At 66.3% G+C, this 26,808-nt stretch carries 28 protein-coding genes; 16 read left to right on the forward strand and 12 right to left on the reverse strand.

The window, feature by feature from the left end; all coding sequences use genetic code 11:
* The gene (gene lptE, locus T8K17_RS04860) at window positions 1-555 is read left to right on the forward strand and encodes an LPS assembly lipoprotein LptE (protein ID WP_322333379.1); all 555 of its coding nucleotides are present in this window, start codon (window positions 1-3) and stop codon (window positions 553-555) included.
* A gap of 7 nt (window positions 556-562) precedes the next feature.
* Complete coding sequence (gene holA / locus T8K17_RS04865) at window positions 563-1,612, forward strand: DNA polymerase III subunit delta (RefSeq protein ID WP_322333380.1); 1,050 nt, start codon at window positions 563-565, stop codon at window positions 1,610-1,612.
* Between the two features lie 239 nt (window positions 1,613-1,851).
* Here holA and T8K17_RS04870 read toward each other — a convergent pair whose 3' ends face one another.
* The 5 genes from T8K17_RS04870 to mnmE form a co-directional block, all read right to left on the reverse strand.
* Complete coding sequence (locus tag T8K17_RS04870) at window positions 1,852-3,018, reverse strand: ParB/RepB/Spo0J family partition protein (protein ID WP_322333381.1); 1,167 nt, start codon at window positions 3,016-3,018, stop codon at window positions 1,852-1,854.
* Between the two features lie 28 nt (window positions 3,019-3,046).
* Complete coding sequence (locus tag T8K17_RS04875; protein ID WP_322333382.1) at window positions 3,047-3,874, reverse strand: AAA family ATPase; 828 nt, start codon at window positions 3,872-3,874, stop codon at window positions 3,047-3,049.
* Window positions 3,867-4,472, reverse strand: a complete 606-nt coding sequence (gene rsmG, locus T8K17_RS04880; protein WP_322333383.1) for a 16S rRNA (guanine(527)-N(7))-methyltransferase RsmG — start codon at window positions 4,470-4,472, stop codon at window positions 3,867-3,869. Before rsmG ends, T8K17_RS04875 begins: the two co-directional genes overlap by 8 nt.
* Window positions 4,469-6,337, reverse strand: coding sequence for a tRNA uridine-5-carboxymethylaminomethyl(34) synthesis enzyme MnmG (mnmG, locus tag T8K17_RS04885; RefSeq protein WP_322333384.1), 1,869 nt, complete (start codon window positions 6,335-6,337; stop codon window positions 4,469-4,471). The genes rsmG and mnmG overlap by 4 nt, the downstream gene beginning before the upstream one ends.
* Window positions 6,338-6,435: 98 nt before the next feature.
* Complete coding sequence (gene mnmE, locus T8K17_RS04890) at window positions 6,436-7,767, reverse strand: tRNA uridine-5-carboxymethylaminomethyl(34) synthesis GTPase MnmE (RefSeq protein ID WP_322333385.1); 1,332 nt, start codon at window positions 7,765-7,767, stop codon at window positions 6,436-6,438.
* Window positions 7,768-7,820: 53 nt separating this feature from the next.
* Here mnmE and T8K17_RS04895 point away from each other — a divergent pair, with 53 nt between their 5' ends.
* The 4 genes from T8K17_RS04895 (at window position 7,821) to T8K17_RS04910 (ending at window position 10,748) form a co-directional block, all read left to right on the forward strand.
* Window positions 7,821-8,291: a methylated-DNA--[protein]-cysteine S-methyltransferase gene (locus tag T8K17_RS04895; protein WP_322333386.1), complete on the forward strand. Its 471-nt coding sequence runs from the start codon at window positions 7,821-7,823 to the stop codon at window positions 8,289-8,291.
* Window positions 8,292-8,407: 116 nt separating this feature from the next.
* Window positions 8,408-9,106: a dienelactone hydrolase family protein gene (locus T8K17_RS04900; protein WP_322333387.1), complete on the forward strand. Its 699-nt coding sequence runs from the start codon at window positions 8,408-8,410 to the stop codon at window positions 9,104-9,106.
* Window positions 9,107-9,288: 182 nt separating this feature from the next.
* On the forward strand, window positions 9,289-10,263 hold the full coding sequence (locus T8K17_RS04905) for a quinone oxidoreductase (RefSeq protein ID WP_322333388.1): 975 nt from the start codon (window positions 9,289-9,291) through the stop codon (window positions 10,261-10,263).
* 125 nt (window positions 10,264-10,388) lie between these two features.
* Window positions 10,389-10,748, forward strand: coding sequence for an MmcQ/YjbR family DNA-binding protein (locus T8K17_RS04910; RefSeq protein ID WP_322333389.1), 360 nt, complete (start codon window positions 10,389-10,391; stop codon window positions 10,746-10,748).
* Window positions 10,749-10,780: 32 nt separating this feature from the next.
* On the opposite strand, the gene T8K17_RS04915 is transcribed toward T8K17_RS04910, so the two are convergent.
* Together T8K17_RS04915 and T8K17_RS04920 are read right to left on the reverse strand one after the other, a co-directional pair.
* Window positions 10,781-12,001 (reverse strand): murein transglycosylase A, encoded by a 1,221-nt coding sequence (locus T8K17_RS04915; protein WP_322333390.1) that lies wholly within the window; start codon window positions 11,999-12,001, stop codon window positions 10,781-10,783.
* Complete coding sequence (locus T8K17_RS04920) at window positions 11,985-12,665, reverse strand: Tim44/TimA family putative adaptor protein (RefSeq protein WP_322333391.1); 681 nt, start codon at window positions 12,663-12,665, stop codon at window positions 11,985-11,987. The genes T8K17_RS04915 and T8K17_RS04920 overlap by 17 nt, the downstream gene beginning before the upstream one ends.
* Window positions 12,666-12,851: 186 nt before the next feature.
* Here T8K17_RS04920 and T8K17_RS04925 point away from each other — a divergent pair, with 186 nt between their 5' ends.
* The 3 genes from T8K17_RS04925 to secB are packed head-to-tail and all read left to right on the forward strand — an operon-like array spanning window position 12,852 to window position 14,516.
* The gene (locus tag T8K17_RS04925) at window positions 12,852-13,406 is read left to right on the forward strand and encodes an FxsA family protein (protein ID WP_322333392.1); all 555 of its coding nucleotides are present in this window, start codon (window positions 12,852-12,854) and stop codon (window positions 13,404-13,406) included.
* A 6-nt stretch (window positions 13,407-13,412) separates the two neighbouring features.
* Complete coding sequence (locus T8K17_RS04930; RefSeq protein WP_322333393.1) at window positions 13,413-13,970, forward strand: histidine phosphatase family protein; 558 nt, start codon at window positions 13,413-13,415, stop codon at window positions 13,968-13,970.
* Window positions 13,971-14,021: 51 nt separating this feature from the next.
* Window positions 14,022-14,516, forward strand: coding sequence for a protein-export chaperone SecB (secB, locus tag T8K17_RS04935; RefSeq protein ID WP_322333394.1), 495 nt, complete (start codon window positions 14,022-14,024; stop codon window positions 14,514-14,516).
* 66 nt (window positions 14,517-14,582) lie between these two features.
* Here the strand turns inward: secB and dnaQ are convergent, their stop codons facing one another.
* The 4 genes from dnaQ to T8K17_RS04955 are packed head-to-tail and all read right to left on the reverse strand — an operon-like array spanning window position 14,583 to window position 17,362.
* Window positions 14,583-15,293 carry a DNA polymerase III subunit epsilon gene (dnaQ, locus tag T8K17_RS04940; RefSeq protein WP_322333395.1) on the reverse strand — a complete coding sequence of 237 codons (711 nt, stop codon included), beginning with the start codon at window positions 15,291-15,293 and terminating at the stop codon, window positions 14,583-14,585.
* Window positions 15,227-15,904 carry a dephospho-CoA kinase gene (coaE, locus tag T8K17_RS04945; RefSeq protein WP_322333396.1) on the reverse strand — a complete coding sequence of 226 codons (678 nt, stop codon included), beginning with the start codon at window positions 15,902-15,904 and terminating at the stop codon, window positions 15,227-15,229. Before coaE ends, dnaQ begins: the two co-directional genes overlap by 67 nt.
* Window positions 15,901-16,542: a nucleoside triphosphate pyrophosphatase gene (locus T8K17_RS04950; RefSeq protein WP_322333397.1), complete on the reverse strand. Its 642-nt coding sequence runs from the start codon at window positions 16,540-16,542 to the stop codon at window positions 15,901-15,903. The genes coaE and T8K17_RS04950 overlap by 4 nt, the downstream gene beginning before the upstream one ends.
* A complete protein-coding gene (locus tag T8K17_RS04955) occupies window positions 16,535-17,362 on the reverse strand; it encodes a pyruvate, water dikinase regulatory protein (RefSeq protein WP_322333398.1) in 828 nt (275 codons plus the stop codon). The genes T8K17_RS04950 and T8K17_RS04955 overlap by 8 nt, the downstream gene beginning before the upstream one ends.
* A gap of 411 nt (window positions 17,363-17,773) precedes the next feature.
* On the opposite strand from T8K17_RS04955, the gene hemE reads away from it, so the two are divergent.
* From hemE to rho, 3 genes are all read left to right on the forward strand, one after another.
* Window positions 17,774-18,796, forward strand: a complete 1,023-nt coding sequence (gene hemE, locus T8K17_RS04960) for a uroporphyrinogen decarboxylase (protein WP_322333399.1) — start codon at window positions 17,774-17,776, stop codon at window positions 18,794-18,796.
* A gap of 6 nt (window positions 18,797-18,802) precedes the next feature.
* Entirely contained in the window at window positions 18,803-19,234 is a 432-nt protein-coding gene (gene hemJ / locus T8K17_RS04965; RefSeq protein ID WP_322333400.1) for a protoporphyrinogen oxidase HemJ, read from the forward strand.
* Window positions 19,235-19,433: 199 nt separating this feature from the next.
* Entirely contained in the window at window positions 19,434-20,693 is a 1,260-nt protein-coding gene (rho, locus tag T8K17_RS04970) for a transcription termination factor Rho (protein WP_322333401.1), read from the forward strand.
* Between the two features lie 255 nt (window positions 20,694-20,948).
* On the opposite strand, the gene T8K17_RS04975 is transcribed toward rho, so the two are convergent.
* On the reverse strand, window positions 20,949-22,256 hold the full coding sequence (locus T8K17_RS04975; RefSeq protein ID WP_322333402.1) for a pentapeptide repeat-containing protein: 1,308 nt from the start codon (window positions 22,254-22,256) through the stop codon (window positions 20,949-20,951).
* Between the two features lie 163 nt (window positions 22,257-22,419).
* Here T8K17_RS04975 and T8K17_RS04980 point away from each other — a divergent pair, with 163 nt between their 5' ends.
* The 4 genes from T8K17_RS04980 (at window position 22,420) to T8K17_RS04995 (ending at window position 26,794) form a co-directional block, all read left to right on the forward strand.
* The gene (locus tag T8K17_RS04980) at window positions 22,420-23,607 is read left to right on the forward strand and encodes an IS481 family transposase (RefSeq protein WP_322333403.1); all 1,188 of its coding nucleotides are present in this window, start codon (window positions 22,420-22,422) and stop codon (window positions 23,605-23,607) included.
* 236 nt (window positions 23,608-23,843) lie between these two features.
* Complete coding sequence (locus T8K17_RS04985) at window positions 23,844-24,674, forward strand: (Fe-S)-binding protein (RefSeq protein WP_322333404.1); 831 nt, start codon at window positions 23,844-23,846, stop codon at window positions 24,672-24,674.
* A gap of 3 nt (window positions 24,675-24,677) precedes the next feature.
* The gene (locus T8K17_RS04990) at window positions 24,678-26,108 is read left to right on the forward strand and encodes a LutB/LldF family L-lactate oxidation iron-sulfur protein (protein WP_322333405.1); all 1,431 of its coding nucleotides are present in this window, start codon (window positions 24,678-24,680) and stop codon (window positions 26,106-26,108) included.
* A complete protein-coding gene (locus T8K17_RS04995) occupies window positions 26,105-26,794 on the forward strand; it encodes a lactate utilization protein (protein WP_322333406.1) in 690 nt (229 codons plus the stop codon). The genes T8K17_RS04990 and T8K17_RS04995 overlap by 4 nt, the downstream gene beginning before the upstream one ends.
* Window positions 26,795-26,808 lie beyond the last annotated feature (14 nt).

The raw sequence follows: 26,808 nt of genomic DNA on the forward strand, positions 1-26,808 counted from the left end.
GTGGCGCGGCGGATCCGGACAGCCCCCCTGCGCGCCGCCCGCCTGCGCGCCGCCGCCGCCATCGTCGCCGGGCTGCTGGCGACGGGCGCGCTGTCGGGCTGCGGTTTCCAGCCGCTCTACGCCAAGAATCCCTCGGAGAATACGGTCTATAACCAGGGCTTCCCCCAGGTCGATATCGGTCAGATCGACAACCGGCTCGGCCAGATCCTGCGCAACGAGCTGGCCGACCGCATCAATCCCCGCGGCGTCGCCCGGAACCCGACCTACAGGCTGCAGGTCGACGCCAAGGAACGCCGGTCCGACATCGTGATCCTGCGGGATTCCACCGCAACCTTCGCGAAGTTCATCGTCGAGGTGAAGTGGCGCCTGGTCGACCTTCAGAGCAACGCGGTCGTCACCCAGGGATCGAACCAACGCACCTCCAGCTTCTCCATCAGCTCCTCCGAATACGCGATCCTTCAGGCGGAGAAGGACGCGCGGCTGCGGGCGGCGACCGAACTGGCGGAGGATATCCGCCTGCGCCTCGCCCTCTATTTCAACCGCACCGAGGGGTGAGACGGCGATGAAGGTGGCGGCCAACGGTGTGGAGCGGTTCGTCAAGGATCCGCCGCCGGGGGTCCGAGCCGTGCTGGTCTACGGTCCCGATACCGGCAAGGTTCTCGAATTCGCCAAGCGCATCGCCCGCACCGCCGTCGACAATCTCGACGACCCGTTCAACGTCTGCGAACTCGACGGCGACGACGCCACGGGCGACCCGGCCCGCCTCTCCGACGAGATGCGGGCCCGCTCACTGATGGGCGGCCGGCGTCTCGTCCGCCTGCGCAATGCCGGCGACAAATGCAGCGACGCGATCGTCAACGCGCTCGACGGCGATACCGGCGACACCCTTCTCGTGGTCGAGGCCGGCGACCTGAAGCCCGCCGGCGGTCTGCGCAAGCTGTTTGAGGGCAAACGCGAGGATATCGCCGGACTTGCCTGCTATGCGGATAGCGGACGCGACCTGGCGACCATGGTGCGGGAAACCCTGTCCACGGGCTCCGTCAAAATAGATCCGGACGCCGAACGGTTCCTCATCGAGCACCTGGGCGGCGACCGGATGGCGAGCCGAATGGAGGTCGAAAAGCTCACCCTTTTGGCGGGATCTGGGCAGACGATCGATCTCAATCTGGTTGTTTCGGCCATCGGAGATAGCGCAGCACTGGATATTGACGCGCTGATTGCCGCCGCAGCCGAAGGACGGCCCGACGCGATCATGACCGGGCTCGATCGGGCGTTCCGCCAGGGCGAGGCGTCGGTCCGGATCATCCGGATGGCGATCACCTATTTCCAGCGGCTGCATCTGGCCCGCGCGCGCATGGCCGACGGGCGCAATCCGGTGGACGCGGTGAAGTCGCTTCGGCCGCCGATCTTCTTCCGGACCGCCGACGCGATGGCCCGGCAGCTTCAACGCTGGGATCTGCGCAGCCTCGCCTCCGCCCTCGCCCGGCTGGGCGAAGCGGAGATCCGCTGCAAGACCACGGGCTTTCCGGACGAGGCCGAATGCGGCCAGGCCATGATCGACGTGGCGCGGATGGCGGTGATGGCCGGCCGTCGCGCCGGCGCCAGACGGTAACGGCCGACCGCCCGGCGCACGGCTCGGACCCAAAAATCGGCGGGTCTGTTCCCCTCAGACGGCGGTATGACCGGGCCGCCGCTGACCGATCGGGCACGTGAGAGCGCGGCCGGGGCCACCGGAGACGATCCGGCGGCGGGAAGCTCCATTCCGGAGCTCGCCTCCCGCAAAGATCGCGTCAACATATTAGAGATAATTGGATTTTCGGCTCATGAGGCCGATCCGAATCGCACCCTCGACTAGGTCTTCGGGATCAAGGGATCGTCATCCTCGTCGTCGTCATCGAAGTCCCAGCGCGTATCGGTCGGGTCGTCGCCGTCGAGGTCGGATCCGTCCGCTGCCTCTCCGGCCGGCTCCGCGATGCCCTCTTCGTCGGGCGCGGTCGGCCGGGGCCGGGTCGGGTCGATTCCGGCGGTCAGATCCACCTCATCGGGCAACGGCGCGTCCCACTCGCCGTCTTCGTCGGCCGCCTCTGCCTCGGCCGGGCCACCGTCCAGGGCGCCGAACGTGTCCGAACGACGGTTCTGATGGGCCGACAGACGTTCCACGATCAGGTCCAGCTGGTCCAAATCCTGGTAGCGTAGCGTGACACTACCGGACCCGTTATTGGCGTTATGATTGATCGCTACCACTAGACCTGTGCGGTCGGACAGGTCCTGCTCCAAGATACGGGTATCCGCATCCTTCTGCTTCGGCGCCGCCGGTGCCGGGGGCGGCGCCTTCTCGCGCTGGACCAGACGCTCGGTATCGCGCACGTTCAGCTTGCGGGTGACCACCTCGCGGGCGAGTGCGGCCGGGTCTTCGGCCGACAGCAGGGCACGGGCGTGGCCGGCGGTGAGCTGGCCGTCCTCCACTAGAACCCGCACCTCGTCGGGCAGGTTGAGCAGGCGCAGGGTATTGGCCACATGGCTGCGGCTCTTGCCGACCGCGCGGGCGATATCGTCCTGGGAATGGCTGTATTCGTCGATCAGGCGGCGATAACCCTCGGCCTCTTCCAGCGGCGTGAGGTCGCGGCGCTGAACGTTTTCGACGATGGCGATCTCCATCGCCGTCTGGTCGTCGAACTCGCGGATGAGGACCGGAACCTCGTGGAGCTGGGCGAGCTGCGCGGCCCGCCAGCGCCGTTCGCCGGCGATGATCTGGTACTTGTCGCCATCGGGCGCGCGGCGCACCAGGATCGGCTGGATCACCCCCTGCTCGCGCACGCTTTCGGCCAGCTCGCGCAAGTCTTCCTGGTCGAACCGCCGGCGCGGCTGGAACGGACCCGGGGTGAGCTGCTCGACCGGGAGCGCCCGGGACTGGCGCAGCCGTTCGAGCTGGGCCTGCTCGTCCTCGTCCTCCCCCAGCAGGGCGGACAGGCCGCGGCCCAGCTTGTTGCTGCGACGTTTGCCGGTTTCTTCGCTCATCTCACCTCGGACGGACTGGTCTGAGTGGCTAGGCGGCGACGGCGTTGGCCGCGAGGGCGGATTCCCGCGTCAGAACCTCGCGCGCCAGGGAGATATACGCCTTCGAGCCGCTGCAGGCCATGTCGTAGACGATGACCGGCTTGCCGTAGGACGGCGCCTCGGAGACGCGGACGTTGCGCGGGATCATGGTGCGGTAGACCACGTCGCCGAAATACTCGCGCACATCGGCCGCCACCTGATCCGACAGGTTGTTGCGGCGGTCGTACATGGTGAGCACCACGCCCTGGATCTCCAGGCCGGGGTTCAGCGCCTTGCGCACCCGCTCCACGGTCCGCACGAGTTGGGAGAGACCCTCCAGCGCGTAGAACTCGCACTGCAGCGGCACCAGCACGGCGTCGGCCGCCACCAGCGCGTTCAGGGTCAGCAGGCCGAGCGACGGCGGACAGTCGATCAGGATGTAGTCGTAGGGCGAGGTCGCCGCGTGCCGGACCACCGCCTCGCGCAGGCGGAACTCGCGATGGTCCATGTCGACCAGCTCGATCTCGGCACCGGAGAGATCGGTAGAGGCCGGAACCACCTCCAGGCCGGGGACCGGCGTCTCGATCGCCGCCTCGGCGATGGTCGCCTCGCCGATCAGCACGGCGTAGGAATCCGCGTCGCGTCCCTTGCGCGGGACGCCGAAGCCTGTCGAGGCATTGCCCTGGGGGTCGAGGTCGATGACCAGGACCTTCTTCTTGCAGGCAGCCATGGCCGTTGCCAGGTTGACCGCCGTCGTCGTCTTTCCGACGCCGCCTTTCTGGTTCACGATCGCCAGGATCCGCGGTGCCACTACCTGGTTGGTCTGTCCGTCAAGCACGGCTTACCTCCTCCAGCTTCAGCACGACCCCCCGAGAGTCAGAAATGCTGGGAGCCTTGGTGACGGCCATCTTCCAGGTGTTTTGGGCGGTAGTCAACTCGGCGTCTGCCTGCTCTCCCTTCAGGAACAGAAATACCGTTTGCTCATCGGCATATCGCTCTGCGTAGCGCAGCAGTTTGTCGACCGGCGCCAGCGCGCGCGCGGTGATAATACCGGCGCGAATCGGACGTAGTGATTCGATTCGACAGGCTTCCAGGGTCGGTTTCACACCAGTGAGCCTCGCCACTTCCTGGAGGAACGCGACCTTCCGACGGTCGGATTCCACCATGGTCACGTCGTCGCGGCCGAGGATGGAGAGCACCAGCCCGGGAAACCCCGCCCCCGAGCCGAAATCCAGAACCGGTCCCGGCAGGTCTTTCATGTGAGACATCAGCTGGGCGGAATCGAGGAAATGGCGCGACCACAGCTCCGGCAGCGTCGCCGGAGCCACCAGATTGATCCGGGCCTGCCACTTCTGAAGCAGCTCGGCATAGGTTTCGAGGTGCGCGCGCTGGGCATCGGTCAGCGAGAGACGCTGTTGAAGCTCTTGAGGGGTCACGCCGCGGACTTTTTGTCGGATTTTTTCACGTGACGCAGCAAAGCGACCGTCGCCGCCGGCGTCATTCCGGGAAGTCGGCTTGCCTGACCGAGGGTCTTGGGCCGTTCGCGCGTCAGCAGCGCCCGGATTTCCGTCGAGAGCGATCCGATGGTTGCCGGATCCAGGTCCTCGGGCAGCTCCAACGTCTCGTCACGGCGATAGGCACGGATATCCGCCTCCTGCCGATCGAGATATCCGGCATATTTGGCCTCGGTCGCGATCTGTTCGGCCGTGGATTCCGGGATACCCGCCAGCTCTTCGGGCCAGGCGTCCACCAATCTGTTCCACGTGACGTCCGGATAGGACAGGAGATCGAGGGCCGAGCGGCGCTTGCCGTCCTGATTCACCGCGAATCCGAGTTTGGACAGGGTCTGAGGCGATCCGACGAGCCTCTCCAATGTTTCACGTGAAACACGCATCAGGGTCTGCCGCGCCGCGAAGGCCTCGCGTCGGACAGACCCGACCAGTCCGACGCGCTCTCCCAGGGGCGTCAGGCGCAGGTCGGCGTTATCGGCGCGCAGCCGCAGCCGGTACTCCGCCCGGGAGGTGAACATCCGGTAGGGCTCAGGGGCGCCACGGGACACAAGATCATCGATCATGACCCCAATATACCCGTCAGCCCGGTCTATATATAGTGTGTCATCCGAGCTACCGGCTGCCAGAGTAGCGTTGGTAGCAGCGACCAGTCCCTGGGCCGCCGCCTCCTCGTACCCCGTCGTACCGTTGATCTGACCGGCCAGATACAGGCCCGGCAGCGCCCTCACCTCCAGGCCGCGGGACAGGGCGCGCGGGTCCACGTAGTCGTATTCGATGGCATAGCCGTATTGCAGGATCCGCGCGCGCTCGAGCCCCGGGATCGAGGCGACCACCTGGTCCTGGACGTCGCGCGGCAGCGAGGTCGAGATCCCGTTCGGATAGATCGTCGGATCGTCCAGCCCCTCGGGCTCCAGGAAGATCTGATGCGTCTCCTTGTCGGCGAACCGGACGATCTTGTCTTCGATCGACGGGCAATAGCGCGGACCGGAGCTGCCGATCTGGCCGCTATACATGGGCGCACGGTGCAGGTTGGCCCGGATCGCCGCATGGGCCGCCGCGTTCGTATAGGTGATATGGCAGGGAACCTGCGGCACGGTGATCCGCTCGGTCAGGGTGGAGAACGGCTCCGGCGGGTCGTCGCCGGGCTGAACCTCCAGGCTGGCCCAGTCGATGGTCGTGACGTCGAGCCGCGGCGGCGTGCCGGTCTTCAGCCGTCCCAGCGGCAGACCCAGCCGCTCCAGGGTCAGGGCCAGACCGATGGCCGGCGCATCCCCCACCCGGCCGGCGGGCCGGCGCTCTTCGCCGAGATGGATCTCGCCCCGCAGGAAGGTGCCAGTCGTCAACACCACAGCGGCGGCGGCCAGTTCGCGTCCATCCGCCAGGATAACGCCGCGGCAGCGTCCGTCGGTGACGATCAGATCCTCGACCGCCGCCTCGACGATGGAGAGCGTGTCGAACTCGGCCAGGATCTCCTGGATCGCCGCGCGGTACAGGGCGCGGTCGGCCTGGGCGCGCGGTCCGCGGACCGCCGGCCCCTTGGAGCGGTTCAGCATCCGGAACTGGATGCCGGCCCGGTCGATGGCCCGGCCCATGATGCCGTCGAGCGCGTCGATCTCGCGCACGAGGTGGCCCTTCCCCAGGCCGCCGATGGCCGGGTTGCAGGACATCACGCCGATGGTGTCGCGCCGGTGGGTGACGAGGGCCGTGCGCGCGCCCATGCGCGCTGCGGCGGCCGCCGCTTCCGAGCCGGCGTGCCCTCCGCCGACGACGATGATGTCAAAGGAGCTCATGACCCTGAGATACGCAGCCCCACCGCCGCTGTCAAAGCCTGCGCGACGTTCGCCCCGGATCGGCGGTGTTTCACGTGAAACAGGCCACCCTTTTTACGCTATTTGCCCAGACAGAATTCCCCGAAGATCCGGTCCAGAATCTCCTCCACATCCACGCGGCCCAACACCCGCCCCAGCGAGGCGGCGGCGAGACGCAGATCCTCCGCCGCGATTTCCAGCGGCACGCCAGAGGCGAGACCCTCCCGACAGCGCCGTACGGCATCGCGGGAAACGGCCACCGCCTCGCGATGACGCGCCCGGTTCAGCGCCACCGAACCCACCCGATCCATCCGTTCGGCCAAGGCCGCGGCCAGGGCGGCCATGAAGGCCTGGGTCCCCGCCCCGGTCCGGGTCGACAGGCCGATCCACGGTTCGGGGACCAGTCCGTCGATCAGATCGATCTTGGTGGCCACGGCCAGCGCAGTGTCCTCGGCCAGATACCGTTGCATCGCCGCGCGACCGGCCTCCCCCTCCCCGGCATCGGCCAGGACAAGCGTCAGGTCGGCCGCTTCGGCCCGCGCCAGGGCCCGCCGTACTCCTTCCGCCTCGATCTCGTCGGGGGTTTCGCGCAGTCCGGCGGTATCCGCTACCGTGGCCGCATACCCGTCGATATCGAGGTGAACCTCCAACACGTCACGGGTCGTGCCGGCGGTCGCGCTGACGATCGCAACATCACGTTTTGCCAACCAGTTAAGAAGGGAAGACTTGCCCGCATTCGGCACTCCCACGATGGCGATTCGGAGCCCCTCACGGATCCGTTCGGCCCGACTACCATCGACCAGAGCTGCGTCCATCTCCGCTTCCAGAGAGGAGAGCGAGTCGCGGATCTGCTGCTGCAGGGTTTCGGGCAGATCCTCGTCCGGAAAATCGATGAAGGCCTCCAGCCGGGCCATGGCGGCGACCAGAACCTCCCGCCAACCGTCCAGGGCCGCCTCCAGACCGCCCGTCGCCTGGGCGATCGCCTGGCGCCGCTGCGCGTCGGTCTCCGCATCGACCAGATCGAGAATGCCTTCGGCCCGGGTCAGGTCGATCCGGTCGTTCAGAAAGGCCCGGCGGGTGAACTCGCCCGGATCGGCGAGGCGCAATCCCGGCAGCGCGCCCAGTCGGCCGCAGACTGCCGCCAGCACCGCCCGCCCGCCATGCAGATAGAGCTCGACCAGATCCTCGCCCGTCGCACTGGCAGGCCCCGGAAAGGCCGCGACCATCGCCTCGTCCAACACCTCGTTCCTGCTGGAATCCTGCAGGACTCGCAGCGAAACCCGGCGCGCCGGCGGCACATTGCCCGCGAGGTCGCGCAGGGCCTCGAAGGCGTGCGGACCGGAGATCCGTACGATCGCCAGCGCCGCCCGGCCGGGCGCGGTCGCCGGAGCGAAGATGGTATCCTGCTCCACCGTCTCAGCCTTATGCTGTGGATCCTGTGCCCGTCTTTATCAGGCCCGTCGCCATGCTTGCCAGCGATCTCGACACCCCCGTGGGCCGCCTGCGTGCCGTGAGCGACGGCGAGGCCCTGGTCCGCGTCACCTGGATCCCCCACGCCGGCACCGTCCCTCCCGAGGGCGACGCCGTTTCACGTGAAACGGTGCGCCAGCTCGCCGCCTATTTCGCCGGCGAGCTGACCGTGTTCGATCTGCCCCTGCGCTTCCAGGGCGGTTCCGCCTTCGAACGGGACGTGTGGCAGGCCATGCGCGCGATCCCCTATGGGGAGACCTGGACCTACGGCGATCTGGCCGAGCGCATCGGCGGGGTCGCCCGCGCCGTCGGCGGCGCCTGCGGCCGCAATCCGATCCCCGTCGTCGTTCCCTGTCACCGGGTGGTCGGCGCCAGCGGAAAGCTGGTCGGCTTCTCCGGCGGCGATGGGGTCGAAAGCAAGCGCCAGCTCCTGGATCTGGAGCGCGGACAGGCGTCCCTGTTCTGAGCGACCCCCTCGGCGCGTCGGACACGTTGTTCGGGGCGCGTTGTTCATCGGGCCCCGGCTTTGCTACGGTCGCGCCCAGACACGCCGGACCCACCAGCGAACTAAGGGAGCGCCCCATGTCCACCGTTACCGTCACCGCCGCCGATGGCGGCAGCTTCAGCGCCTATGTCGCCAAGCCGTCCTCCGGCACGCCGACCGCCGCCGTGGTCGTCATTCAGGAGATCTTCGGCGTGAACCAGGTCATGCGGGACCTGACCGACGCCTATGCCGCCCAGGGCTACCTGGCGATCTGCCCGGACCTGTTCTGGCGGATCGAGCCAGGGATCGACATCACCGACAAGACCGAGGCCGAATGGCAGAAGGCGTTCGACCTGTTCGGCAAATTCGACGTCGACATGGGTGTGAAGGACCTGATCGCCACCCTCGCCCACGTCCGCGGCATGGACGGCTGCAACGGCAAGGCCGGCTCCGTCGGCTACTGCCTGGGCGGCAAGCTGGCCTATCTGATGGCGACGCGCTCCGACGCGGATGCCAATGTCAGCTTCTACGGCGTCGGCCTGGACGAGCTGATCGGCGAGGCGGACAAGATCACCCGCCCCTATCTCTGCCACGTGGCCGAGAAGGACGGCTTCGTGCCGCCGGAGGCGCAGGCCACCTTCGTGCCGGTGCTGGAAGCCAACAGCCACGCCACCGTGCATGTCTACAAGGGCCAGGACCACGCCTTCGCCCGGGTCGGCGGCCAGCATTACGACAAGGCCTCGGCCGACCTGGCCAACGGCCGGACGACGGAATTCTTCAAGGCCCATCTGGCCTAACCGGTTTCGCCACATAATTCCCGTGCCTCCAGGCACGGCACTGCTGCCCGCGAGGACGGTTCACGCCTCGCGGGTCCTGGAGCAAATCACGCTCGGATCTTTCGATCTGCGCGTGTGAATTTGCTCTATCTCGCTCTGGCGTAGCCAAGCAAAACAAGAACAGGGAAGAGGGAGAACATCCCATGGTCAAAGCCATCCGCATGCATGAGCAGGGCGGCCCCGAGGTGATGAAGCTCGAGGACGTCGACCTGCCGAAGCCCGCCGCCGGCCAGGTGCAGATCAAGCACAGCGTCATCGGCCTGAACTACATCGACACCTATCACCGCTCGGGCCTGTACCCCCTGCCCCTGCCCTCGGGCATCGGCATGGAAGCCTCCGGCACCATCGAGGCGGTGGGCGACGGCGTCACCGACTTCGCCATCGGCGACCGGGTCGCCTATGCCGCCCCGCCGCCAGGCTCCTATGCCGAGGCGCGGAACCAGGACGCGAGCAAGGTCGTGAAGGTCCCGGACAGCGTCAGCGACAAGCTCGCCGCGGCGATGATGCTCCAGGGCATGACCGTGCAGTACCTGATCCGGCAGATCTACAAGGTCGGCCCGGGCGACACGATCCTGATCCACGCCGCCGCCGGCGGTGTCGGCCTGATCCTGTGCCAATGGGCGAAGCATCTGGGTGCCACGGTCATCGGCACGGTCAGCTCCGACGAGAAGGCCGAGCTCGCCAAGAAGAACGGCTGCGATCATCCGATCATCTACACCCGCGAGAACTTCGTGGACCGGGTGATCGAGATCACCGACGGCAAGAAGGTCCCGGTCGTCTATGACAGCATCGGCAAGGACACCTGGCCGATGAGCCTCGACTGCATCGCGCCCACCGGCATGATGGTGAGCTTCGGCCAGGCCTCGGGTCCGATCCCGCCGGTCGATCTCGGCATCTTCGCCGCCAAGGGCTCGCTGAAGTTCACCCGGCCGACCCTGATGACCTATACGGCGACAAAGCCGTTGCTCGACGCCTGTGCGGCGGACCTGTTCGACGTGGTCGGCAAGGGCGCGGTGAAGGTCGCGGTCAATCAGGAATACGCCCTGGCCGATGCGGTGCAGGCGCATATCGACCTGGAAGGCCGCAAGACCACGGGATCGACTGTTCTGATCCCGTAATGAGGACCAAGTGTTTCACGTGAAACACCGAGTACCGACACGCTGACAGTCATGCGCCGCCGCCAGGAGAGATCCGGGTGGCGGCGTTTCGCCGTTCACGGAGGGAGTCACCGGTGGATAAAGCTATGTTCGACGCCTACTGCGCCGCCCTCCCCGCCGCGTTCCATGTGGTGCAGTGGGGCGGCGCCACGGTCTGGAAGGTCGGGGACGGTAACCAATCGAAGGTCTTCGCGATCGCCGGCTGGGGCGACGGGAGCCGCCCGGCCTATACGTTCAAGGTATCGCCGGTTGCCTATGAGATGCTGCGGGAGGAACCCGGATTGCGGCCGGCCCCCTATCTGGCCTCGCGCGGGATGAAATGGATCCAGCAATACGCGGACCCGGGGCTCAGCGACGAGAATCTGAAAGCGTATCTGGCGGAATCCCACCGGCTGGCCGCGCGCAATCTCACCAAGAAACAGCGGATCGCGCTGGGCCTGCCGTAATTAGTTCGGAAAGTCGGAGCCCAACCCGAGGGTCAGCTCGCCGGCGCGGCGGAGGCCGGCGGAACGGCGTTCGGATTGACGCCCACCGGCAGCAGCAGCCACATCCGCCCGGGCGCGGCCATCGCGCCGGCCTTCTCGCCGGCTGCATCGCCCGATCCCCAGAAGAAATCGCCGCGGATCGGCCCGCGGATCGCGCCGCCGGTATCCTGCGCCACCATCAGCCGCCGCAATCCGCCCTCCGACCCATAGTCGATATCGACCCAGATCGGCACGCCGAGCGCATGTTTCGTGCGGTCGACCGCAAGGGAGCGCTGCGCCGTCAGCGCCACGCCCTGGGCGCCGATCGGCCCCTCGCCGGTCAATTCCCGGAAGAAGATGTAGGACGGATTGAGGTTCATCACCGCGTGCATCTGGTCCGGATGGGCATCCAGCCAGGCCCGGATCGCCTGCATCGACATCTCCTCCTTCGGCACCAGCCCCTCGCTGATGAGATGGCGGCCGATGGGGAAATAGATGTGGCCGTTATGGCCGTCATAGCCGACCCGCGTGCGGCTCCCGTCCGGCAGGCGGATCAGGCCGGAGCCCTGAATATGCAGGAAGAACGCGTCGATCGGATCGGCCAGATACAGGATCGGCTGCACCTTGCCGGACAAGGACCCGGCTTCGATCTCGGCCCGGCTGTCATAGGGCTTCAGGCGAAAGCCTTCGATCCGGCCGGCGATGCGCTCGCCCTTCATGCTGTCGCGGAAATCGCCCAGATCCACCAGGATCAGATCGTCGGGACGCGGAAAGATCGGCACGGAATACGGCGCGGTATCGACCCGCGCGCCGGACAGCTCCGGCTCGTAATAGCCGGTGAACAGATCGTTGTCCGGCTCTGAATCCGTGGCCTTCCAGACGGTGAACTGTTCCTCGAACACGGCGCGGGCGGCGGCGGTGTCGCCCGGTGCGACAGTCTCCATTGCCGAACAGGACGCCCGCCAATCGCCGACGGTGCCGAAGCGGATGCCCGGGCCGAGCGGCTTGGAGTCGTCTCCGCGCAGCATCCGGGAGCAGGAGCGCCGCATGGCCGGGACCGCGGCGGCGACGTCGTCGTCGGACCAGCCGGGCAGATCGGCGAAGCCGGCCCGCGCCAGCTGGAGGGTACCGCCGTCGGAGGTTTCCGGCGGCTGATCGGCCGAACAGGCCGCCAGCGCGCCCAGCAGCAGCGAGGCCGCGAGTGCGCGGAGGCCGCTCTTATTCTTCGGGGACACGGGCGGCGACCAGTTCCCAATTCGGATCGCTGGACCGGGTATCCCGCTCGAAGGTCCAGATATCGGTAAGGACCTCGATCTTGTCGGGATCGCCGTCGACCACCTTACCGTCGGCATCACGGGTGACCTTCACCTGCTCGGTGACGAATTCGACCGTCACCCGGGCCTCATGGCCCTCCAGCTCCGCCCCGGTGATCTCGGTGGAGCGGAAGCTGACGATGGTGGTCTCCTGGGTCTCGTTCGCCTGCTCGCGCTCTTCGATCGCCTGGACGAAGCCGCCATAGAGCGGGCCGGAAATCAGCGTCTTCAGGGTGTCCACGTCGCCGGCCGCATATGCCTGGACGATCATCTCGAAGGCGCCGCGGGCACCGACGACGAAGTCCTTGTCGTCGAAATCCTGGTCGGCCAGCTTGATCCGCATCAGCGTAGCGGTCAGGGGATCGCGCTCATCCAGATCGTCGGCATCGGGCACTGTCGCCCGGTCCGGTAGGGAGATGATGTTGTCCTGCGCGCTCTCATTGGCCGCTTCGGGCGCACTGAACGGATCGGGTCGCTGCTTCTCGTGACCGGTCCGCCGACCGAGCACGCTGCGGAGTTTCAAAATCAGAAACCCTGCGATCATCGCATAGAGGATGATTTCGAAGAGTGGAAAACCGGATCCCATGTCTGTTGCGCCCTCCGGGTGGACCGAGCCGCACCCTCCCGTTTAGAGTGCCCGCCCCGGACAGCGTTGCCACGGCGGTCGCGGCGCCGGTGCATCCAAGATGGTGCGGGCATCGCTTCGATTGACATCGGGACTAATTCTCGATGCCTGTGGTGTAGATAGGGCCTCGATATCCGAAGGGCAAGCATGGGCTTAGTCATTCTCTTCATTCTCATCGGTATTCCCGCAGTCGAGTTATGGCTGCTCATTGAGGTGGGCAGCGAGATCGGCGCCGGGCCGACCATTGCCCTCATCATCCTGACCGCGGTGCTGGGGACATTGCTGTTCCGCGTCCAGGGTCTGGCGACGCTGGAGCGGCTGCGCGCCCATATCGACCGGGGAGAGACGCCGGTCGGCGAAGTGGTGTCCGGGTTCGGACTGCTGTTCGCCGGTCTGCTGCTGCTGATCCCCGGTTTCGCGACGGACGCGCTCGGGTTCCTGCTGTTCATTCCGCCGGTGCGGCGATGGCTCGCCACGCTGCTGATCGCCTATATCGTTTCACGTGGCGGCTCGACGATCTTCGTGAACCTGCGCGGTGGGCAGGGCCCGGGGCCGCGCGCGCCGGGCGGGCCGGGCGACATCATCGACGGCGAGTTCGAGGACCTGTCGGACCGGGACAGCACCGGCAGACCGGAAGACCGGAACGCCGGCGACACCCCGCCCTCCCTCGACCGCCCCCCCCACGACCGACCCAGGGACTGACCGCCCATGTACCTGCTGCGCCATGGCGAGAGCGAATTCAACGTCCACTTCTCCAAGACCCGCATCGATCCGGGCATCGAGGATCCCGCCCTGACCGAGACGGGCCGGGCCCAGGCCGCTGCGGCCGCGGAGCATCTTCGGGACCTGCCGATCCGCCGGGTCGTGGCCAGCCCCTATCGGCGGACCCTGCAGACCGCCGAGATCGTCGCCGGCCGGCTCGGCCTGGCCATCGAGATCGAGCCCCTGGTCCGCGAGCGCTGCTGGTTCGTCTGCGATGTGGGGACGCCGACCTCCAAACTGCGCCAGGACTGGCCGTCCCTCTCCTTCGGCGACCTGCCGGAGCGGTGGTGGCCCGACGGCGGCGAGAACGAGGAAGAGCTCGGCCTGCGCTGCAGCGCCTTCCGGGAGAAGCTGGGCGCCGAGACCAACTGGGACGACACCGTCTTCGTCAGCCATTGGGCCTTCATCCGCGGATTGACCGGCATGGCGGTGCCGAATGGTACCCTGCTTGCCCTGCACCGGGGGCTGGCCGCCACTATTGTCCACACTTCCCAGTCGTGTTAGCGAAGCGCAGCTAATTCTGTCCGCAAGCGGACGCTAGACCCGGGATCCTTCATGTCCGACACAAACCTCGCCACCGACCCGAATACGATGCAGGCGACGTCGATGCCGCTGCAGATCAATGCGCAGTACATCAAGGACTTCTCCTTCGAGAACCCGCGCGCGCCGGCCAGCCTGCGCCCGCAGTCCTCGCAGCCGCGGATCGACGTCAACGTGGACGTCCAGGCGTCGAAGGTCTCCAAGGACGAAGAGCTGTTCGAAGTCGTCCTGAAGATCACCGCCACCGCGAAGGTCGAGAACGATCCGCTGTTTCTGGCGGACCTGACCTATGCCGGTCTGTTCACCCTGCAGCCGATGGACGAGAACTCTCTGCACGCCGTCCTGCTGGTCGAGTGCCCGCGCCTGCTGTTCCCGTTCGCCCGCGCCATCGTGGCCGACGCCACCCGCGACGGCGGGTTCCCACCGCTGCTGATCCAGCCGGTCGACTTCGCGTCGATGTACCGGCAGAGCAAGGACTCCGCCATCGGCACGCCGGTCGCCTCGGCCTAAGCCGCGATATAAGTATCTGAATTAAAATATAAAGCCCGGTCGGACAGCGCTCCTGCCGGGCTTTTTTCAGGACCCGGCGCCGTTGAGCCAGAGCGGGCTTTTCAGCTTCTCCAGGAAGGCTGCATGGGCCGCCGCCTCCTCCGGGCTCGGCGCATGGGGTCTCGGCTCGCGGTACACCCGGTCGATCCGCTCGATCGTCTTCGGCCCGTCTCCGGTCGCGGCCGCCCCCCGGTTCTCCTCGGCCGGCGGCGCCATCAGGTCGGGCTGCCGCCCGCCGATCAGCTCAAGATAGACCGACGCCAGCAGATCGGCGTCGATCAGCGCGCCGTGAAGCGACCGGTTGGAATTGTCGATCTCGAAACGCCGGCACAGGGCGTCCAGGCTCACCTGAGCACCCGGATATTTGCGGCGGGCCATGGCGACCGTGTCCAAGGCCCGGGCCATCGGGATCGGCGGACGACCCAGCAGCTGGAGTTCCTTGTTGAGGAACTTCATGTCGAAGCTGGCGTTGTGGATCACCAGGGTCGCGTCGCCCAGGAACTCCATCACCTCGTCCGCCAACGCGGCGAAGACCGGATAGCCGGACAGGAACTCCGCCGACAGGCCGTGGACCCGGAAGGCCTCCTCCGGCATGTCGCGCTCGGGGTTGAAGTAGTGATGCAGCGTGCGTCCGGTGGGGACGTGATTGATCAGCTCCAGACAGCCGATTTCTACGACCCGGTCGCCGGTCTCAGGGTCGAGACCCGTCGTCTCCGTATCGAGCACGATTTCCCGCATGCAGCCCTCTTTCCGTCCCCGAGCCCGCGCCGGAGCCCGGTCACCAGCCGTTTCACCGACCGCATGGTATAGGCCCGGCCGAGCCCCGTGTGAATCACCCGGTCGGCCCGGCGGCGCTTCTCCGCGTCCGGCATCTGTTTCGCCAGGATACTTGCCAGGCGCTGTGCCGTCATCCCGGGTCGGGCCATCACCCGCTGGCGCTGGATGAAGCCCGGGGCGCTGACCACGGCGACAAGGTCGCACAGGAGATGGCTGCTGCCCTCCAGCAGAAGCGGGACGTCGAGAACCACGATGGGCCGGCGGTGCCGGCGGGACTGTCTGAGAAACCGGCGGGTGCGGGCGCCGACCAGCGGATGGACGATCGATTCAAGCCGCCTCAGGGCGACCGGATCCCCGAACACCCGGGCGCCCAGGGCCGGCCGGTCCACCGCGCCCTCGCGCACCGCCTCGGGAAACGCCGCGGCGATCGGAGCGACCGCCTCGCCGCCAGGCCGCATCATCGCATGAACGACCGCGTCGGAATCATGCAGCGGAATGCCGAGCCGTCGGAACATGTTGGCCGTCGTGCTCTTGCCCATGCCGATGGAGCCGGTCAGACCGACGACGATCATCGGGCGAGCACACCATGGGTCCGCAGGAACTCCAGAAGCTGCAGCAGGGGCAGGCCGAGGACCGTGAAATAGTCCCCCTCCACCCCGGTGAAGAGCTGCGCGCCGAGGCCTTCGAGCTGATAGGCGCCGACCGAAGCGAACACGTCTTCCCCGACAACATCCAGATATCTTTCGATGAATTCGTCCGAGAGCGGCCGGACGCGCATGGTCACGCTGTCCATCGCATGCCAGATCCGGCTGCCGGCACGGGCGACCACCACGGCGGTCACGAGCCGGTGGGTCTTGCCGGACAGGGCCTTCAGCGTGGCCTGGGCATGGTCGCGGTCGACCGGCTTCTCGAACCAGACCCCGCCGCAATCCAGCATCTGGTCGGAACCGATGACCAGGGCGTCCGGGTGCTTGCGCGAGATCGCAATGGCCTTCAGCTCGGCGAGCACGGTGGCCACATCCTCGGTCGTCGCATTCTCCGCGCGCAGGCTGTCCCGCACCGACCCCTCGTCCACGCCGGGGACGTCGATGGTGAAGGGCACGCCTGCGTTGCGCAGCAACTCGGCGCGGAACCGGCTGCCCGAGGCGAGCACCACCGGAAGGGTGCCGCCGGCCTCGCCCAGCAAGCGGGGAGCCTTGGTCTCAGTCATTGCCGGCCTCGCGCGCTTCGAAATGCTGCAGAACCGCGGCCGAGGTCTCCTCGATGGAGCGCCGGGTGACGTCGATCACCGGCCAGCCGTTCTTGGTGAACATGCGGCGGGCTTCCGCCACTTCCTTGCGCACCTGTTCCATGGCCACGTAGTCGGTCTCCTCGCGCTGCTTGAGCATTAGCACCCGGTTGCGCCGGACCTGGATCAGCCGGGCCGGGTCGGTGGTGAAGGCGACCACCAGCGGCCGCTTCAGGTGGAAGATCTCGTCCGGCGGCGGGACGTCGGGGACGATCGGCACATTGGCGGTCTTGTATCCGCGGTTGGCCAGATAGAGCGAGGTCGGCGTCTTCGACGTCCGCGACACGCCGACGATGACGATGTCCGCCTCCTCCAGATCGTGGACCTGCTGGCCGTCGTCATGGGCCAGGGTGAAGTCCATCGCCTCGATGCGGTTGAAATAGGCCGCGTCCATCTCGTGCTGGCGGCCCGGCCGGGGATGAGATTCCCGGCCCATGTAGTTGGCCAGGGTCATCACGATCGGATCGAGCACCGGCAGGCACGGCACCTCGATGCGCCGGCACGCCTCCTCCAGCCGGCGGCGCAGCTCGGGATCGACCAGGGTGAACAGCACCGGGCCCGGATTGGCCTCCACCCCGGCGATCACCTTGTCCAGATAGCTGCCGGTGCGGACCAGCGACCAGACATGCTCTTTCGCCCGCACATCCTCGAACTGCACCAGGCAGGCCCGGGCGATCTGGTGATTGGTCTCGCCGGTCGCGTCGGACACCAGATGCAGGTGGAGAAGGTCGGTCGCGCTCATCCACCGACGCCCTGGGGAGAACTCCCGTGAAACCCGGGATAAGTCGTGCAGAAGCCGGTGGCGTCGAAATTGCTCAAGGGTCACCTCGATTCACTACCCCCGTCTGTCCGAGGGTGGACAAGTTTACCGGCCCGGCGGGACAACGTCACCGGCCGCGCACTTGTCCAGACTGTCCCCGTTATCCCCATGTTTCAATTCCGCCGTAACCGCCAGCATTCCTGCGGCCGTTGAAGGAGTTGTTCGGCGATCGCTCCCCGTCGACGCGACCCGATTCACGAAACCGACAAGTCTGTGGACAACCGGTGGACCGGATTTGATCCCCAGGATTCCACCCCCCAACCACTTCAACTCCCTATCTTTTAAAAAGAGTAATGAGGTAGAGAAGTTGTGCAGAAAAACAGGGAGCAAGGCATGTCGGGCATCCCGTTGTTAGACACGCTGAACGGCCGAGTCGGGTCGCCGCCGCCGGTCTGGCTGATGCGCCAGGCCGGGCGCTATCTGCCCGAGTACAAGGAAACGCGGAAACTGGCCGGCGGTTTCGTCGACCTGTGCCTGAACCCGGAGCTGGCCTGCGAAGTGACGATGCAGCCGATCCGGCGCTTCGGCTTCGACGCGGCGATCCTGTTCTCCGACATCCTGATCGTGCCCTACGGCGTCGGCCGTCGGCTCGAGTTCGTGGAAGGGCGCGGCCCGGTCCTCGATCCGATCGAACGCGAGGAGGAGATCCCGCCCTTCGATGCGGACGCCTTCCATGCCAAGGTCGGCAACGTCTACGAAACCGTGGCGCGCCTGCGCGAGGCGCTGCCGAAGGACGTGGCGCTGATCGGGTTCGCCGGCAGCCCCTGGACCGTCGCCTCCTACATGGTCGAGGGCGGCAGCAGCCGGGACTACGCCAAGCTCAAGGGCTGGGCCTATGGGCGGCCCCAGGGCTTCGCCAAGCTGATGGATCTGCTGGTCGACGCCACGGTGGCCTATCTGGACCGCCAGGTGGCCGCCGGCGCCCAGGTGGTGAAGCTGTTCGACAGTTGGGCGGGGGCCGCGCCGGAAAGCGTCTTCCAGCGCGCCGTGATCGAGCCGACGGCGGAGATCGTGCGCCGGCTGAAGGCGCTGCATCCGGAGGTGAAGGTCATCGGCTTCGCCCGGGGTGCGGGGGCGATGACACGGGGCTATGCCGCGGCGACCGGGATCGACGGCCTGGCGCTCGACAGCACCATCCCCTTGGCCATGGCCTGCGCGCTGCAGGCCGATATTCCGGTCCAGGGCAATCTCGACCCGATCGCCCTGGTCACCGGCGGCGATGCGCTGAAGGCGGAGACCGACCGCATCCTGGAAGCCCTGTCGGGCGGGCCGTTCATCTTCAACCTGGGCCACGGCATCGTACCGCAGACCCCGCCGGAGAATGTCGCCGCCCTGCTCAAGCATATCCGGGGCTGAGCGGCGATGGACGCCTACGGCATCGTCAAGGCGCTGCACGTGATCAGCGTGATCTCGTGGATGGCCGGTCTGCTCTACCTGCCGCGGCTGTTCGTCTACCACGCCGCGGAAGCCCCGGGCTCGGCTACGTCGGAGACCTTCAAGGTCATGGAGCGCCGACTGTACCGGGCGATCATGAACCCGGCGATGATCGCCACCTGGATCTTCGGCCTCGGCCTGCTCTGGCTGACCCCCGGATGGCTCGAGGACGGCTGGATGCACGCAAAGCTATTCCTGGTGCTGGTCATGACCGCGGCGCATCACATGATGGGACGCTGGCGTAAGGCTTTCGCGGCAGACGAGAATAAGAATTCGACCCGCTACTACCGAATCGCCAACGAAGTCCCTACGTTAGTGATGGTCGTGGTTGTATTCCTGGTGATCACGAAGCCGTTTTAAGATCTGTCGTACGGTGAACGCCGTTGACACCGCCCGGTGGGTCGGGTAAGGCCTGTTTCCGGTCGCCGGGCGCGACCGCTTTTCTCCGGAACATTGCATGTGTTGCAGACGGCCCCCATTCGGACGGGCCCATGGGTAAAACGATAACCCTTTGTGTCGGGCGTGTTCCGGTCCCTTCCCTGAAGGCAATCCACAGCAGATGAATCTTCAAGAACTCAAAGCGAAAACCCCCGCCGATCTCCTCTCCTACGCCGAGGAGCTTGAAGTTGAGAACGCGAGCACGCTGCGCAAGCAGGACATGATGTTCGCGATCCTCAAGCAACTCGCGGAGAACGACGTCCCGATCTCGGGTCAGGGCGTGCTGGAGATCCTGCCGGACGGTTTCGGCTTCCTGCGGGCGCCGGAATCCAACTACCTGCCGGGTCCGGACGACATCTACGTCTCGCCGAGCCAGGTGCGCCGCTTCGGCCTGCGCACGGGCGACACGGTCGAGGGCCAGATCCGCGCGCCGAAGGACGGCGAGCGGTACTTCGCCCTCCTGAAGGTGAACCAGATCAACTTCGAGGATCCCGAGGCGGTCCGTCACCGGATCAACTTCGACAACCTCACCCCGCTGTTCCCGAACGAGAAGCTGAAGCTCGAGACCGAGTTCAAGCCGGAGAACAAGGATTTCACCGCCCGGGTCATCGACCTGATCTCGCCGCTCGGCAAGGGCCAGCGCGCGCTGATGGTGGCGCCGCCGCGCACCGGTAAGACGGTGATGCTGCAGAACGTCGCCCACGCCATCTCCCAGGGCAACCCGGAGGTCTACCTCATCGTCCTGCTCATCGACGAGCGGCCGGAGGAAGTGACCGACATGGTGCGCTCGGTGAAGGGCGAGGTGATCTCCTCCACCTTCGACGAGCCGGCCTCGCGCCACGTGCAGGTCACCGAGATGGTGATCGAGAAGGCCAAGCGCCTGGTCGAGCACAAGCGCGACGTGGTGATCCTGCTGGACTCCATCACCCGCCTGGCCCGCGCCTACAACACCGTGGTGCCGTCCTCGGGCAAGGTGCTGACCGGCGGTGTCGACGCCAACGCCCTGCAGCGCCCGAAGCGCTTCTTCGGTGCGGCCCGGAATATCGAGGAGGGCGGCTCGCTGACGATCATCGCGACCGCGCTGATCGATACCGGCTCGCGCATGGACGAGGTGATCTTCGAGGAGTTCAAGGGGACCGGTAACTCCGAAGTCATCCTCGACCGCAAGCTCTCCGACAAGCGTACCTTCCCGGCGATCGACATCACCAAGTCGGGTACCCGTAAGGAAGAGCTGCTGGTCGATAAGGCCACCCTGTCGAAGATGTGGGTCCTGCGCCGGATCCTCATGCAGATGGGCACGGTCGACGGCATGGAGTTCCTGCTCGACAAGCTCAAGCACTCCAAGACCAACCAGGATTTCTTCGACCAGATGAATTCCTGACGTCTCGTCCTGACGAAAGTCAGGATCTAGTTTCAGATGGAATGGGCCGGCCTTCGGGGTCGGCCTTTTTCGTGGGGACAACGCTTCCCTCCCCCTCCTCCCCGACACTCCCCGGCCTTGTGCCGGGGCAAACCTGTGGGCTGGGACGGGCGTCATCACAGGAGCTCTGAAGCCCGCCACGCGGATGGGATCACCCCGGAACAGGTCCGGGGAGTGGGAGAGATAGAGGGAGCTTGAGCGTAGCCTCCCCGGCCCTCACTTGATCCGGAACCGGTTCCGCAGCCCGAGACCGATCAGAAACAGGAAGATCAGCCCGAAGACCCCTTCCACCGCGCTGATGGTGTAGAGGGTGGTGAGGCAGTCGAGATATTCAGGTGCTCCCTCGTCCATCGGGCACAAGCCCTTGGTCATGATCTCCCGCCCAAGAACGGCCTGGCCGGCGAAGGGAACCACATTCACGAAGGCGGCCACCTTTGCCGCAGTACTGAAGTCGATGAGGCCTCTGGCGAGCATGTCGGGAAGATCCGTCATCGCCTCGAAGGCGAAGAGCGCGAAGAGGATCGTCACCATGAGCCATCCCAAGGGGCGGAGCACGCTCTGCCCGAAGTCCGAGACCCAGCCATATCCAAAGTTCAGGACGAGACCCGGCCAGTGGAGCGGGTTTGCCAGCTTGAGCGTATGGAACCGCTTTGCCTTCGTCTCGAGGGCGAAGAGGCGTAGTTCCAGTTCGTGATCATGGGTGTCGGCGGCGAGCTGCTTCAACCGCCGGAACCGCGCTTCGCCGTCGCCGACGTCACATTTCCCCGAAATCCAGTTCGAGCACGGGTATCGGAAGGTCGACCCCAGAAACGAGGGTGGTTGCGAAAACGATGTTGAGGTCAGGTTCGGCGGAAAATTGAAATCGATAGCGGTGAAATAGGCATGACCCTCAATCTCTGCACTATGAGCGAAAAGTGAGCCGGCAACCCTTGCTCCATTAAGCTGCCAAACGGATTTCATCCTCGCACTGTTGAAGGAGCAGGCGTCGGCGAATGTGGTCTCTCTGAAGTCGGCGTCGGCAGAGAATATGGCCTGGGTGAAGAAGGCGTAATTTGAGAATGTGGTCTCTCTGAAGTCGGCGTCGGCAGAGAATGTAGCCTGGGTGAAGAAGGCGTAATTTGAGAATGTGGTCTCTCTGAAGTCGGCATCGGCAGAGAATGTGGTCTGGCTGAAGTCGGCGTAGACGGCGAAAGTGGCCTCTCTGAAATCAGCGTATCCTGAGAATGTGGCCTGGATAAAGTCAGCACCGGCAGAGAATGTGGCCGCTCTGAAGTCAGCCTTAACCGAGAATCTTGCGTCGCTGAAATCGACTTCGGCCGGAAAAATGAAGTCGCCAAAACCTGAAATCTCGATCTCCTGACCCGAGAAATCGACCTCGACACGATCTTCCAGCGGTTTCTTTAGCTCGGCTTCAGCCCAAGTGTTCCACGCCTCCTTGCCCAGACGAGCAAGATCGAGCCAGCGCTTCTGTTCCGCCAGTATGAACGGGTCGGTCTCGCCGTCGCGTGGTGTGGAAGCATCCATCCCTGCAATCTATGGGGAACCCCTTCTGCCGGGCAAGCACGGAGCCTCACCACATCCCCTCCGACACTCCCCGGCCTTGTGTGTTCAGCCCGGAGAGATAGCGGACAGGTGTTCGGGGAGATGGTTGACACTTTAGGCATGTGATCAGCGCAGGAGGCTGGGCATGCCGTGGAGAGAGGTGTCTGCCATGGAACAGCGGGTTGAGTTCGTGACGCTGGCGTTGTCTGAAGGGGCGAACCGTCGGGAGTTGTGCCGGCGTTTTGGGATCAGTGCGCAGACGGGCTACAAGTGGCTACGGCGGTGGCTGGATGGCGCAGACGGGCTGTGTGAGCGGTCTCGGCGGCCGCATAGGAGCCCGGCGCGGACGGCGGCGGATGTGGAGGCGGCGATCCTGGCGGTGCGCGATGCGCACCCGGCGTGGGGGGCGCGCAAGATCGCGCGCTGTTTGAGCCGCGACGGTCTTGCCGCACCCGCACCGTCGACGGTGCATGCGGTGCTGCAGCGTCATGGGCGGATCGGTGGCGGGAGCGGCGGCGACAACCATCACTACCAGCGCTTCGAGAAGCCGCTGCCGAACCTGCTGTGGCAGATGGACTTCAAGGGCCGGGTGCCGCTGGCCGGGGCCGGCTGGTGCCATCCGCTGACGGTGATCGACGATCACTCGCGCTACGCGCTTTGCCTTGCCGCCTGCGGTGACCAGCGCACGGCGACGGTGCGCAGCGCTCTGGAAGGGGCCTTTTGCCGCTATGGCCTGCCCGAGGCGTTCTTCCTCGACAACGGCTCGCCCTGGGGCGGTGGCGTGCCGGGACAGTGGACGCCGCTCGGCGTGTGGCTGCTCAAGCTCGGCGTGGAGGTCATCCACAGCCGCCCCTACCATCCCCAGTCGCGCGGCAAGAACGAGCGCTTCCACCGCACCCTCAATGCCGAGCTGCTGGCCGGCAACCGGTTCCGCGATCTCGCCTGCGCCCAGAGCGCCTTCGATGCCTGGCGCACCGTCTACAATACCCGCAGGCCGCACGAGGCTCTCGGTCAGGAGGTGCCGGCGACCCGATACACCGTCTCGCCGCGTCCCCTCATCGATCCGCCGCCCGCGATCGTCTATGACGACGGCGAGACGCTGCGCACCGTCAACCAGTCCGCCACCATCAGCTTCCGAAACCGCCGCTGGCGCGTGCCCAAGGCCTTCCGCGGCGAACGCGTCGCCATCCGGCCACGCGACCGCGACGGCCCGTTCGGCGTCTTCTTCGGCGCCAAGCGCATCGCAACCATTGACGTCAACATCGACAAAAACATAATCCCGGAAACCGTCAGCTATGTCTCCGAACAGGCGTCAACCATCTCTCCGGGCTGAACACCTTGTGCCGGGGCAACCCGGTGAGCTAGGGCGGGCGCCACAGGATAATCTCGAACCTCGACCGCGCGGATCGGATTATCCCGGAACAAGTCCGGCGAGTGCGTGAAGGGAGAAGGGGAAAGGTGCCGGGCAAGCATGGCGCACATCGCCCCACTGGACCCGCCGCACCTTGCCGCTCCCCCGCCCGCGTGATAGCTCAAATGTCTGACCATTTACCGTGCGAAGGGGCGTCGATGGCCCAGGGTGATGCTTCACAATCCGGCTCGCAGGCCGCCGCTGCCGCCAAGTCCCCAAAGGTCGGGCTGTTCGTCACCTGCCTGGTCGACATGTTCCGGCCGTCCATCGGCTTCGCCGCGCTGAAGCTGCTGGAGGATGCCGGCTGCACCGTCATCGTGCCGGCGGAGCAGACCTGCTGCGGCCAGCCGGCCTTCAATTCCGGCGACAACAAGGACACCCGCGCCGTCGCCGCCCAGGTGATTGAGGCCTTCGAAGGGCTGGACTACGTGGTCGCCCCGTCCGGCTCCTGCGCCGGGATGATCCGCGAGCATTACCCGGAGCTGTTCGCCGACGACCCGGCCATGGCCCAGCGCGCCCAGCATGTGGCCAAGCGGACCTACGAGCTGACCTCCTTCCTGGTCGACGTGCTCGGCGTCACCTCGGTCGATGCCGAGATGGCCGGCACCGTCACCTATCACGACAGCTGCTCCGGCCTGCGCGAGCTGGAGGTGAAGGCCCAGCCGCGCCGGCTGCTCGCCGGGGTGAAGGGGCTGAGCGTCACCGAACTGCCGGGGGCGGAGGTGTGCTGCGGCTTCGGCGGTACCTTCTGCGTCAAGTATCCGGAGATCTCCGACAAGATGGTCACCAACAAGGCCGAGGAGATCGTCGCCACCGGTGCGGATACCCTGCTGGCCGGCGATCTCGGCTGCCTGCTGAACATGGCCGGCAAACTGAAGCGCCTGGGGGCCGAGACCAAGGTGCGCCACGTGGCCGAGGTGCTGGCCGGCATGACCGACACGCCCGCCATCGGCGACCCTGCCGCCTCCCTGTCCACCAAGGAGCGCTGAGCCATGCAGTCCACATCCAGGAACTTCAAGGACAACGCCCACAAGGCGCTGAACGACGCGACCCTGCAGCGCGCGCTGCTGAACGTGAAGTCCGGCTTCCAGGAGAACCGGGCCCGCACGGTCGCCGGTCTGCCGGAATTCGAGCAGCTCCGCGATGCCGGCCGCGACATCAAGAATCACGTGCTGGCCAACCTGGACTTCTACCTGGAGCGGTTCGAGGAGAACGTCACCGCCAATGGCGGCCACGTGCACTGGTGCCGGACCCCGGCCGAGGCGCGCGAGACGATCCTGGAGATCTGCAAGCGCCGCGAGGCGAAGACCGTCACTAAGGGCAAGTCCATGGTGGCCGAGGAGATCGGCCTCAACGACTACCTGGAGAAGAACGGCGTCGAGCCGATCGAGACGGATCTGGGCGAGTACATCATCCAGCTCCGCCACGAGCCGCCGAGCCACATCATCGCGCCGGCGATCCACGTGACCCGCGAGCAGATCGCCGAGGATTTCCGGCGGGAACACAAGGACCTCGACCCGAACCGCCGGCTGGAGATCCCGCAGGACTTCACCGACGAGGCGCGAGCCAAGCTGCGCGAGCGCTATTTCGCCGCCGATGTCGGCATCACCGGCGCGAACTTCCTCATTGCCGAGACCGGCTCCACGGTCATCGTGACCAACGAGGGCAACGGCGACATGACCCAGCTCCTGGGCAAGGCGCATGTGGTCATCGCCAGCCTGGAGAAGATCGTCCCGACCCTGGAGGACGCTTCCACCATCCTGCGCCTGCTGGCCCGCTCGGCGACGGGGCAGGAAATGTCGGTCTACACCTCCTTCTCCACCGGCCCGCGCCGCTCGGAGGATATGGACGGGCCGGAGGAATTCCACGTGGTCCTGCTGGACAACGGCCGCAGCGCCATGTTGGGCACCGAGTTCCAGGACATGCTGCGCTGCATCCGCTGTGCGGCCTGCATGAACCACTGCCCGGTCTATGCCGCGGTGGGAGGACACGCCTATGGCTGGGTCTATCCGGGACCGATGGGTTCGGTGCTGACCCCGTCGCTGATCGGCGTGGAGGAGGCCGGCCACCTGCCGAACGCCTCGACCTTCTGCGGGCGCTGCGAGAGCGTCTGCCCGATGTGCATCCCGCTACCGAAAATGATGCGTCACTACCGCCAGCGCGAATTCGAAAAAGGCCTTTCTCCCCAAAAGGCTAGGGCGGGACTGTCGCTATGGTCCTACTTCGCTACCCGGCCGAAGCTGTATCGCCTGGCCACGCGGCTGGCTTCTGGCCTGCTGGGCAAGCTCGGAAAGGTTAACGGGAGGTTTACCAGTCTGCCGCTGGCCGGCGGCTGGACCTCCGTCCGCGACATGCCCGCCCCCGAGGGCAAGACCTTCCACGACCTCTACCGCGAACGCCAGGCGAAGGGAGGCCGGGCATGAGCGCGCGCGACGATATTCTCGGCTCGATCCGCAAGTCTCTCGGCCGCGAAGCGCTGTCCGGCGAGCCGGCGGCCCAGCTCCGCCAGCGCCTGGCCCAGCCGAAACGCAATCTGATCCCCGACCGCACGGCCGGTCGCGACACCGCCGGCCTGACCGCCCTGTTCGCCGACAAGGCGCGGGAATTCGCCTGCACGGTGGACGAGGTGGACAGCCTGGATGCCGTGCCGGAGGCGGTACGCGCCTATCTGTCCCGCGAGAACCTGCCGGCCCGAATCGTGCAGGCGCCTGCGCTTTCCGATGGTCTGGACTGGTCGAAGACGCCGACCCTGGAGATCAAGACCGGCACCTCCGACGGCTCGGAGGATACCAGCGTCACCCCGGTCTTCGCCGCCGTGGCCGAGACCGGCACCCTGATGCTGACCTCCGATGCGAGCACGCCGACGGGCCTGAATTTCCTGCCGGAAAATCACATCGCCGTGGTCCGCCGCAGCCAGATGGTCGGCCCGCTGGAGGATGCCTGGGCCCGGTTCCGCGCCGCGCGGGCGAAGGCGGATAGCGACGGGTTCACCATGCCGCGGACGGTGAACCTGATCACCGGCCCGTCGCGCACCGGCGATATCGAGCAGAAGATCCAGATGGGCGCCCACGGCCCGCGCCGCCTGCACGTCATCCTCGTCGCCGATTGAGGCGCGGGAGGGCC

The sequence above is a fragment of the Thalassobaculum sp. OXR-137 genome (genome assembly GCF_034377285.1).
Classification (GTDB): Bacteria; Pseudomonadota; Alphaproteobacteria; order Thalassobaculales; family Thalassobaculaceae; genus Thalassobaculum.